Origin of the sequence: Sulfurovum sp. (assembly GCF_041551015.1) — a bacterium.
Lineage (GTDB): Bacteria > Campylobacterota > Campylobacteria > Campylobacterales > Sulfurovaceae > Sulfurovum.
This window is the reverse complement of the sequence record NZ_JBFENQ010000216.1, coordinates 1-1,371: the sequence shown is the minus strand read 5'-3', so window position 1 is coordinate 1,371 and position 1,371 is coordinate 1. Positions and strand designations below refer to the sequence as shown.

At 36.6% G+C, this 1,371-nt stretch carries 1 protein-coding gene and 1 pseudogene; both read right to left on the bottom strand.

All coding sequences use genetic code 11. From position 1 onward, the window contains the following. Positions 1-180: pseudogene (locus ABZC96_RS09950) on the bottom strand (hypothetical protein); the annotation flags it as partial. Next, positions 177-1,298 carry a bifunctional 2-C-methyl-D-erythritol 4-phosphate cytidylyltransferase/2-C-methyl-D-erythritol 2,4-cyclodiphosphate synthase gene (locus ABZC96_RS09945; protein ID WP_373030840.1) on the bottom strand — a complete coding sequence of 374 codons (1,122 nt, stop codon included), beginning with the start codon at positions 1,296-1,298 and terminating at the stop codon, positions 177-179. The gene ABZC96_RS09945 and the pseudogene ABZC96_RS09950, both read right to left, overlap by 4 nt. Positions 1,299-1,371: the final 73 nt, after the last annotated feature.

Here is a 1,371-nt window from a genome sequence, read left to right as displayed (position 1 = left end):
TTTGATAAGTGGTGAAGTATTCTGTCCCGGCAAGTTTGTCGAAAGCAAGTAAACATCACCTTGACTGTTCATCGCTTCTTTAATAGAACTGAATATTTCTGTTTCATAGCCATTTTCATTTAGTTTAGAGGCGATACTTTGTGCCAAATAGAGTTCATTTTCTACAATGATGATTTTCATATGTTCTTCCAATTCAAATAAGTTAAGTTTGCTACGGCGTGAACGGTCACACCTTCTTTTCGTCCTACAAAGCCAAGTTTTTCAGCCGTTGTAGCTTTAATATTCACAAAGTTTTTTCTGATACCAAGAATCGATGCAAGTGTCGATCTCATAGACTCTTTATAAGGTAAGAGTTTGGGTGCTTCCGTCATGATAGTAAGATCTACATTGCTTATGCTATATCCAAAAGATTCGATCTTGTTTACTGTATCTTGAAGCAAATCTTTGGAGTCTGCACCTGCATAGGATTCCTCCGTATCAGGATAATGTTCGCCGATATCACCCATGCCCGCAGCACCTAAAAGTGCATCTATAAGGGCATGAATGGCAACATCTCCATCACTGTGTGCTTTAAAACCATAGTCTGCATCTATCCTTACACCGCATAAAAACATTTCTTTGTTTTTTTCAAAAGAATGTATATCTATACCAAAACCAGTGAGTGTTATGGATGAAGGTGCTTTAATACAAGAGAGTTTTTTCAGATCATCAATGGTTGTGAGTTTATGTGCATCCGCAGACCCCTCTACAAAATGTACCTTTTCTCCCAAAGAGGCAATAGCAGAACTGTCATCTGTAAATATCGTTTCAGTCTCGAGTGCTTTTTTGAGCATTTTTGTAACAGAAAGTTGAGGCGTTTGAATAATCTTTACTTTGTCTCTGTCTATGGGAGAATTTTCAAGATAGAGCGTATCTACCATAGGGAGTACAGGAACGATACAAGCCCCTTCTTCTTTAGCACCCATGATACGTTGAATCATATCTGAGGGGACACAGCATCTAGCAATATCACTAACAAGAACATATTCTGAAGTTACTTTCTGAAGTGCATTAGTGAGTGATACTTGTCTGCTGTTTCCACCTTCTATGTAAGTATAGGAAGCAAAATTTTTCATAAGATTTATCTCATTTTTTGTTGATACAATAATGATTTTATCAAAGCTGGCACTTTTTTCAAAATGTTCAACAACGTGTAACCATAAAGGGGTATCCTCAGTATAGATCCATTGCTTTTTCATCTTAGTCTTAAATCTAGAGGAACTGCCTGCTCCTAGAAGTATCAAAGTAGTGTTTGACAAGTTTATCCCCATATATTTATAATGTGTGTCGAATAGTAACGTATTATACTTATAGATTGCTTTAGTCATACTT